The sequence below is a fragment of the Burkholderia aenigmatica genome (assembly GCF_902499175.1).
Taxonomy (GTDB): domain Bacteria; phylum Pseudomonadota; class Gammaproteobacteria; order Burkholderiales; family Burkholderiaceae; genus Burkholderia; species Burkholderia aenigmatica.
In genome coordinates, this window is record NZ_CABVQC010000031.1 from 83766 (window position 1) to 92138 (window position 8373).

Annotated in this window: 6 protein-coding genes and 1 pseudogene; 5 read left to right on the forward strand and 2 right to left on the reverse strand. The window is 66.1% G+C overall.

The annotated features are described in order from the left end of the window. Positions 1-9: 9 nt before the first annotated feature. From BDO18943_RS22450 to BDO18943_RS22460, 3 genes are all read left to right on the forward strand, one after another. Complete coding sequence (locus BDO18943_RS22450; RefSeq protein WP_175024097.1) at positions 10-1320, forward strand: c-type cytochrome; 1311 nt, start codon at positions 10-12, stop codon at positions 1318-1320. A gap of 151 nt (positions 1321-1471) precedes the next feature. Beyond that, positions 1472-2917 carry an NAD-dependent succinate-semialdehyde dehydrogenase gene (locus BDO18943_RS22455; protein ID WP_043183744.1) on the forward strand — a complete coding sequence of 482 codons (1446 nt, stop codon included), beginning with the start codon at positions 1472-1474 and terminating at the stop codon, positions 2915-2917. Positions 2918-3314: 397 nt separating this feature from the next. Next, entirely contained in the window at positions 3315-4793 is a 1479-nt protein-coding gene (locus tag BDO18943_RS22460) for a sensor domain-containing diguanylate cyclase (RefSeq protein ID WP_175024098.1), read from the forward strand. A gap of 61 nt (positions 4794-4854) precedes the next feature. On the opposite strand, the gene tagH is transcribed toward BDO18943_RS22460, so the two are convergent. Together tagH and BDO18943_RS22470 are read right to left on the reverse strand one after the other, a co-directional pair. After that, complete coding sequence (gene tagH / locus BDO18943_RS22465) at positions 4855-6303, reverse strand: type VI secretion system-associated FHA domain protein TagH (RefSeq protein ID WP_175024099.1); 1449 nt, start codon at positions 6301-6303, stop codon at positions 4855-4857. Between the two features lie 44 nt (positions 6304-6347). Continuing rightward, positions 6348-6734 (reverse strand): TssQ family T6SS-associated lipoprotein, encoded by a 387-nt coding sequence (locus BDO18943_RS22470; protein WP_027791608.1) that lies wholly within the window; start codon positions 6732-6734, stop codon positions 6348-6350. A 630-nt stretch (positions 6735-7364) separates the two neighbouring features. On the opposite strand from BDO18943_RS22470, the gene tssJ reads away from it, so the two are divergent. After that, positions 7365-7880 (forward strand): type VI secretion system lipoprotein TssJ, encoded by a 516-nt coding sequence (tssJ, locus tag BDO18943_RS22475; RefSeq protein ID WP_175024100.1) that lies wholly within the window; start codon positions 7365-7367, stop codon positions 7878-7880. Next, a pseudogene (gene tssK / locus BDO18943_RS22480) lies at positions 7877-8287 on the forward strand (type VI secretion system baseplate subunit TssK); the annotation flags it as partial. The gene tssJ and the pseudogene tssK, both read left to right, overlap by 4 nt. Between the last annotated feature and the right edge of the window lie 86 nt (positions 8288-8373).

Genomic DNA, 8373 nt, shown 5'->3' on the forward strand with positions numbered 1-8373 from the left:
ACACAAGAGATGCGAAATCTGACCCTGACCCATGCCGCTCACGCCCTTCGCGCGTCGCTGATCGCCATCGGCACGCTCTGCGCGCTGGGCACCGCTGTGACCCCACAGGCCGCCACGCCCGACAGCGCGCTCGTCGCGCGCGGCGCGTATCTCGCGAAAGCGGGCGACTGCGTCGCGTGCCACACCGCGCCGCGCGGCACGCCGTTCGCGGGTGGCCTGAAGATGGTCACGCCGATGGGCACGATCTACACGACCAACATCACGCCCGATCCGGACACGGGCATCGGCGGCTATACCGAGGCCGAATTCGCCGGCGCGCTGCGCAAGGGCGTCGCGAAGGACGGTCACAACCTGTATCCGGCGATGCCGTATCCGTCGTACGCGAAGCTGAAGGACGACGACGTGAAGGCGCTGTACGCGTACTTCATGCACGGCGTCGAACCGGTGAAGCAGGCGAACCGGCCGTCGGACATCCCGTGGCCGCTCAACATGCGCTGGCCGCTCGCGTTGTGGAACATGGTGTTCCTCGACACGACGCCTTATGCCGACAAACCGTCCAAGGATGCGATGTGGAACCGCGGCGCGTATCTCGTGCAGGGGCTCGGGCACTGCGGGTCGTGCCACACGCCGCGCGGTGTCGGCTTCCAGGAGAAGGCGCTCGACGAAGGCGGCGCGGCATTCCTGTCGGGTGCGCCGATCGACAACTGGTTCGCATCGAACCTGACCGGCGAACCCAACACGGGGCTCGGCCGCTGGAACGAGGCCGAGGTCGCGCAGTTCCTGAAGACCGGCGCGAACCGCCATGCGACCGCGTTCGGTTCGATGGTCAGCGTGATCAACCACAGCACGCAGGCGCTCTCCGACGACGATCTGGCGGCGATTTCCCGTTACCTGAAATCGCTGCCGGCGACGGGCGGCACGGGCGCACCGCCGTACCGCTACGATCCGAAGGCGACGCAGGTCGCGCTGGGCCGGCCGGCAGCCGATCCGGGCGCGAAGGTGTATAACGCTTACTGCCTGCATTGCCACGGCGTGGACGGACGCGGTTACGCGCCGCTGCTCGCGCCGCTCGCCGGCAATCCGAACGTACTCGAAGCCGATGCCGCGTCGCTGATCAACGTGACGCTGAACGGCAGCGAGACGCTCGTGATCGATGGCGTGCCGTCCGCGTATCCGATGCCGGCGTTCTCGAACCAGCTGAACGACCAGCAGATCGCCGACGTGCTGACGTTCATGCGCGCCGGCTGGAACAACGGCGCGCCGGCGGTGCAGGCGGCGGACGTCGCGAAACTCCGCAAGGCGACGGCGGCCGCGCGCTGAGCGCAGCCCCATGCGGAACGATGGCGGGCCGGCGTGCCCGCCGTCACTGCCGCCGGGTGCGTGCCTGCCCGGCGGCCTGGTGTTTTCTGTCAACCGGCGCGCGGCCGTTCGCGGCAGCGCGCGTTTATCGACGCAATGTAGGGGTGTCTGGATGGCTAACGTGACTTATACGGATACGCAACTGCTGATCGACGGCGAGTGGGTCGACGCTGTGAGCGGCAAGACGATCGACGTCGTGAACCCGGCGACCGGCAAGCCGATCGGCAAGGTGGCCCATGCGGGCATCGCCGATCTCGACCGTGCGCTCGCCGCCGCGCAACGCGGCTTCGAAGCCTGGCGCAAGGTGCCCGCGCACGAGCGTGCGGCGACGATGCGCAAGGCGGCCGCGCTGGTGCGCGAACGTGCGGACGCGATCGCGCAGCTGATGACGCAGGAACAGGGCAAGCCGCTCACCGAAGCGCGCGTCGAAGTGCTGTCGGCGGCGGACATCATCGAATGGTTCGCGGACGAAGGCCGCCGCGTGTACGGCCGGATCGTGCCGCCGCGCAACCTCAGCGCACAGCAGACCGTCGTGAAGGAGCCGGTCGGCCCGGTCGCCGCGTTCACGCCGTGGAACTTCCCGGTCAACCAGGTCGTGCGCAAGCTGAGCGCCGCGCTGGCAACCGGCTGCTCGTTTCTCGTGAAAGCACCGGAAGAAACCCCCGCGTCGCCGGCCGCGCTGCTGCGCGCCTTCGTCGACGCAGGCGTGCCGGCGGGCGTGATCGGCCTCGTGTATGGCGATCCGGCTGAAATCTCGTCGTACCTGATCCCGCATCCGGTGATCCGCAAGGTCACGTTCACGGGGTCGACGCCGGTCGGCAAGCAGCTCGCCGCGATGGCCGGCCTGCACATGAAGCGTGCGACGATGGAGCTGGGCGGGCACGCACCGGTGATCGTCGCCGAGGACGCCGACGTCGCGCTCGCGGTGAAGGCCGCCGGCGGCGCGAAGTTCCGCAACGCGGGGCAGGTCTGCATTTCGCCGACGCGCTTTCTCGTGCACAACAGCATCCGCGACGAATTCACGCGCGCGCTGGTCAAGCATGCGGAAGGGCTGAAGGTCGGCAACGGCCTCGAGGAAGGCACGACGCTCGGCGCGCTCGCGAACCCGCGCCGGCTCACCGCGATGGCGTCGGTCGTCGACAACGCGCGCAAGGTCGGCGCGAGCATCGAAACCGGCGGCGAGCGGATCGGCTCGGAAGGCAACTTCTTCGCCCCGACCGTGATCGCGAACGTGCCGCTCGAAGCGGACGTGTTCAACAACGAGCCGTTTGGCCCGGTCGCGGCGATCCGCGGCTTCGACAAGCTCGAGGACGCGATCGCGGAAGCGAACCGCCTGCCGTTCGGCCTCGCCGGCTACGCGTTCACGCGTTCGTTCGCGAACGTGCACCTGCTCACGCAGCGCCTCGAAGTCGGGATGCTGTGGATCAACCAGCCGGCAACGCCGTGGCCGGAAATGCCGTTCGGCGGCGTGAAGGACTCGGGCTACGGGTCGGAAGGCGGGCCGGAAGCACTCGAGCCGTACCTCGTCACGAAGTCGGTGACGGTGATGGCCGTCTGACGGTCGTCGATCGATCGCGTGCGCGGCGCCATTGGCGTGGCGCGCGCGGTCGGCGCGGGCCGGGCGGCATGCCCGGTCTCTCGCCAGCTTTTCCCGCCTGCCGTGCATTCGAACGGCAACCCGCTCGGCATTTCACTGTGCGTGCCACTGCGGATGGATTGTTTCAATTCCATCATCGGCAACGCCACACACTACGCCCCTCGGTGAATCGATACCGGCATCCGGCGCCGGCTCGCACGACACACGATCCGCCCGACACCGCGCGGCTCACGTCGTCAACCACCTGGCAAGTTCGGACTGCACCTCGTACCCGGGCGTCGCACTTTTTGGTATAGGTTATTCAGAACAAACCATAACAACCGGTGCGTGAGCGTCGGCCTAACCTGAGAGGAAACGGATGCATCCGCGGTCGGCAGCGCCGTACTACGTTGTGCTGGCGGGGACCTTGATAGCGTGCGCGCTGATGGGACTCTGCGTGTTGCAGTTGTTTCAGAGCCGTCACGACGCGCTCGATCGCGCACGCGATACGTCGCGGAATCTGGCGCTCGTCGCCGAGCGCGACATCGAACGCAATATCGAACTGTACGGCCTGTCGCTGGAGGCGGTGATCGAGGGCCTTCAGCGGCCGGACGTCATGGCGGCGTCGCCGGCCTTGCGGCGCGGCGTCCTGTTCGATCACGCGATGACGGCGAAATTTCTCGGCTCGATGCTCGTGCTGGATTCGGCCGGCAACATCATCCTGGATTCGGCGACCGACGTGCCGCGACGGGGCAATTTCGGCGACCGCAAATACTTTACGGTTCATCGCGACAATCCGAACGCCGGGCTTTACATCAGCGATCCCTACGCGTCCCGCCTGCGCGGCGGCTCGCTCAGCGTGGCGCTGACGCGCCGCGTGTCGAATCCGGACGGCTCGTTCGGCGGCATCGTGATGATCGCGGTCAATCTCGAGTATTTCCACACGCTGTTCGCCGGCCTCGCGCTCGGTTCGCACGGCGCGATCTCGCTGGTCGGCAGGGACGGCATCATGTTCATGCGCCAGCCGTACGACGTGCACACCATCGGTCGCGACATCAGCCAGGCGGCGACGTTTCGCCACTTCATGACGGCGCCGGAAGGTTCGTTCCTTGACACCTCGACGATCGACAAGGTTCGGCGCCTGTACTACTTCAAGACGCTGCCGCACCTCCCGATGATCATCATGGTCGCCGAGGCGGAGCAGGACATCTACGCCGCGTGGCGGCGCCGGGCGATCACGATCGGCGCGCTGGTGGCCACCTTCGGCGTGGCGTTCATCGTGCTGTCGTTCTTGCTGGGCACGCAGCTGCGGCGCCGGATGCGTGCCGAATCCGAGCTGGTGATGCTGGCACGCACCGATGGCCTCACCGGGCTCAACAATCGCCGCTCGTTCGGGGAAGTGCTGGACCTCGAATGGCGCCGCGCACGCCGTGCCCGTTCGGTGTTTTCGCTGCTGTTCGTCGACGTCGACCGCTTCAAGGCCTACAACGACACCTATGGTCACCAGGCCGGCGATGACGCGCTGACGGCGGTTGCGCGGTGCATCGGCGACAACATCCGGCGTCCCGCGGACACCGCGGCCCGCTACGGCGGCGAGGAATTCGTCGTGATCCTCCCCGATACGCCGGCGACGGGTGCGACCGAGATCGCCGAACGGATTCGGGCCGCCATCGACGGACTGGCGATCGAACATGCGGAAAGCGAATTCGGGCGCGTCACCGCGAGTATCGGCGTGGCAAGCTGGGCGCCCGGGCAGGAAGGGGAGGTCGAATCGGTGATCAAGGCGGCCGACGAGGCGCTGTACCACGCGAAGGAAACGGGGCGAAACAAGGTCGCGTCGCATGAAACTGGCGCCTGACGCCACCGCCGGCACGCATCGCCCGCTGCCGATGGCAGGCGTGCCCTCCAACGCTAGACGCTCAATGCCGGCCGCTGCCGCGATAGCTTTCCACTTCCGCGTCGTACGCCGCGAGAAACGCCTTGCCGAACACCGACGCGAAGTCGTCCTCGATCGCGAACACCGTGTCGCGATGGGTGGCCGCGTAGCGATCCCACATCCTCGCCTTGTACAACACGGGCAAGCGCTTCTCGTACCAGCGCATCGCGTCGTCCCGCTCGCGCAGCCGTTGCGGTGAAAAGCGCGTCAGCAGATCCATCAACGCGGCGCGCATGCCGGCGACCATGCCGATCTGGTGCGCATGCAGATCCTGGAACGCGTCGCTGACCGCGCTTTGCGGCGACATGAAGCCCGGCAGCGGCAGCCCGAACATCTGCCGCAGCACCGCACCGCCGTCCGGCAGCAGCTTCAGCGGGTTGTTCTCGCGATCGAGCAGCATCGTCATGTGCGCCTTCACCTCGCGCTTCAGGATGCTGCGCGACGACAGCAGCTCGACCGTGCCGTTCGCGAACAGCGCCAGCAACTGGCCCGCGATGTACAGCTGTTCGGCCGACCACTGATGCGATTCGGCGGCCGTATCGAGCCCCGCGCCTTCGAAGAACGCGCTCAGCAGTTCATCGGGCGTCGGCGCGCGGGTGGCACGCGGCGCCGGTTCGTCGGCGGGCTGCGTATCGGCGGCGTGCGCGGCGGCGGGTTGCACACGCACGTGTTGCGTCCACTCGGGTGCGTGGTCGGCCTGTGTCGTGGACGACGCTTCGCGATCGGCGTGGCCACGATCGACTTGCGCCGCCGTGCCCGTTGCGCCGATATCGCCCGACGACTGCGTGAACAGGTCGAGCGGATCGGTCGATAGCTGGTTCAGGTCGCGCTGCGACGGCGCGGGCGGTACGGCCTGCGCTGCGCGGTTCGCCGGCTGCGGTGCATCCGCACGTGCCGGGCCACCCGGCCGGGTACCGGCGTCCGCCGCCTTGCCGCGCGGCGCGAGACGATCCTGCAGGAGCCCCCACAGCCGGTTGCCGCCGCCTTTCGTATCGACCCGCGAAGACGAAGCTTGCGCGGGCGCCGCTGACGCGCGCGCCTGCGCCTGCGTATCGACGTGCACGCCGGTATCGCGCGCCATGTCGATGACCGGTGCCGCGTCGTCATCGCCGCCATCGTCACGTTCGGCGCGCAGCACATACGGCCCGATGCGGATGATGTCGCCGGTGTTGAGCAGGCGCTCCTGCGCATAGCCGACCGGCTCGCGGTTCACCTCGATCGTCGAGACGCTGCTCAGGTTCTTCAGCAGGCAGGCGTCGTCGCCGACCTGCAGCAGCGCCTGCAGCCGCGAGATCTGCCGCGTGTCGTCGCGCAACACCAGATGGTTGTCGCTGGCCCGGCCGATGGTGCCGCCCGGCGGATGAAACACGACGGCGTCGTAGGAGTCGTTTTCGACCGGCTCGCCGGCATGTTCGATCACGATCAGTTGCATGTCATACGTCGCTCGGTGAAGCGCTCGCGTGGAAGCCGGTTCGTTCAGGATGACGACGCATGCCTGCGGCGCGCGAATTCGAACGCGGGCCCCCAGATCGGATGCCCCTTCTCGGCAGGGGACAAGTCGAAGCGCGGGTTGAGATCGAGAATTTTCGAGAACTCGGCGCGGCACGGCGTGATGCGGTTCGTCACGCAATAGCTGAACGCGAGAAGCTTGTGCGCGGCCACCTGCGTGTCGGTGTCGGCGCCGTCGATCTCCTTCGCGTGGCTCAGCAGCGCGATCGTGCGCCCGTAGTCGCCGCTGTCGTACGCGGCACGCGCGCTATCGACCGTCGCGCGTGCAGCCGACTGTGTCGGGGACGTACTGCACCCGCCGGCCCCCAGCAACAATGCGCCGAGGAAAAGAACGAGCGATGAACGACCTTTCATTATTGAAATTAAAAATTGGCGTAATTGGAAGGTGGCACACAAGCGCTGTTGGATTCTAGTGCCAATCATCTGCATCGAACCAGCTGTTACGTTTTGTTTCATTTGGCCGATTCATTTCCACTTGAATGCAGAATCGACTACGAATTTCAGTGCTTGTGAATCCAGAAAAACGGCCTATAGTTCGCTGTGTTTTTCGGATTCGTCAGTTGTTTGGTCAGCGCACGTCAATGCTCGAAAAAACGGCCCGTCCGTTCGTGCGAAACGAATAGCCTGGCACACCCTCCGTGTCGCGGGCGCCCCTTGCCCGGCGGCCGGCCGGCTTGCGCCCCCGAGCCATCCGACAGGTGTCCACGCCATAGAACCGGGCCGCCCAGGCGCACCGGTCGGATTAACTGTTGCCATTAATTTACCAATCTCAATTCAATTGCCCATCATTTCGCCAAATCGACTTTCAAAAACCCTGAATGATATGACCCGGCTTTTTACAAGAATAATTTGCCGACACGGATTGCAATGGATGGATATGCAGGTTACACAATTACCGATCAATTAATTGTCCCTTTTTCAATCAGATCATCCGGTTTCGCAGTCGAAAACCGGTGCGTGGCTATTGGGTGGCGAGGGTGGAATATGCAATGGCGGTCGAGCAGTTTCATCGTATGGGGATGCGTGATGCTGTTGCCGGGATGCGGCGCGACGGAACACGCCGCGGCGGTGCCGTATGCGATCACGGTTGACGTTGCACCCGACGTCAACCCTGACATGAACCGCAAGCCTTCGCCGATCGTGCTGAAGGTGTTCCAGCTCCGCGCGTCGTCGTCGTTCGACAGCGCGGATTTCTTCTCGCTGCAGGACAAGCCGGAGAACGTGCTCGGCGCGGACCTGCTCGGCACCGACCGCGTGATCCTGCGGCCCGGCGAATCGCGCACGCTGCACTATCGCGGCAACGTCGAGGCGGGAGCGATCGGCGTGGTCGCCGAATACCGCATGCTCGAAAAGAACCGCTGGCGGCTGACGGTGCCGCTGCCGCGCGCGAAGCAGCTCAACCTCTACAAGTTCTGGCAGACGTCGCCGGGCGAGCTGAAGCTGTCGATCGCCATACGCAATGGCGGCATCGCGCTGAACGATGCGAAGGGGCGCCCATGACCGAACCGACGATGTCCGCGACGCCGGTCGCGGCGCTCCGCCAGCGGGTGGTGTGGACCGAGGGGATGTTCCTGCGGCCGCAGCATTTCCAGCAGCTCGAACGGCACTGGGAACGCTACGTCGCGCTGCGCTGCCTGCCGCTGCAGGGCTTCTACTGGGGCTTCGACACGCTGGAGCTCGATCGCGAGCAACTGGCGCTCGGCAAGGTCGCGCTGCGCACCGCGTCGGGCGTGATGCGCGACGGCACGCCGTTCGACCTGTCCCATCCGGACGATCTCCCCGAACCGCTCGACGTGCCGGCCGACGCGAAAGACCAGCTCGTCGTGCTCGCGCTGCCGCTGTGGCGCGGCGGGGGCGAGGAGGTGTCGTTCGGGGCAGGTGCAGCCGGAGGCAATGGCGCGAACGGCGCTAATGGCTGAAGCGCGCCGCGATAAAAGCGGCTCGTTTTGCGAGATAAGTTTCACCGGGTAATTGTTGCACGCATTGAAAGCGA

Coding starts and splice junctions, on each gene's coding strand:
- BDO18943_RS22450 (WP_175024097.1), top strand. CDS start 10: ATGCGAAATCTGACCCTGACCCATGCCGCTCACGCCCTTCGCGCGTCG.
- BDO18943_RS22455 (WP_043183744.1), top strand. CDS start 1,472: ATGGCTAACGTGACTTATACGGATACGCAACTGCTGATCGACGGCGAG.
- BDO18943_RS22460 (WP_175024098.1), top strand. CDS start 3,315: ATGCATCCGCGGTCGGCAGCGCCGTACTACGTTGTGCTGGCGGGGACC.
- tagH (WP_175024099.1), bottom strand. CDS start 6,303: ATGCAACTGATCGTGATCGAACATGCCGGCGAGCCGGTCGAAAACGAC.
- BDO18943_RS22470 (WP_027791608.1), bottom strand. CDS start 6,734: ATGAAAGGTCGTTCATCGCTCGTTCTTTTCCTCGGCGCATTGTTGCTG.
- tssJ (WP_175024100.1), top strand. CDS start 7,365: ATGCAATGGCGGTCGAGCAGTTTCATCGTATGGGGATGCGTGATGCTG.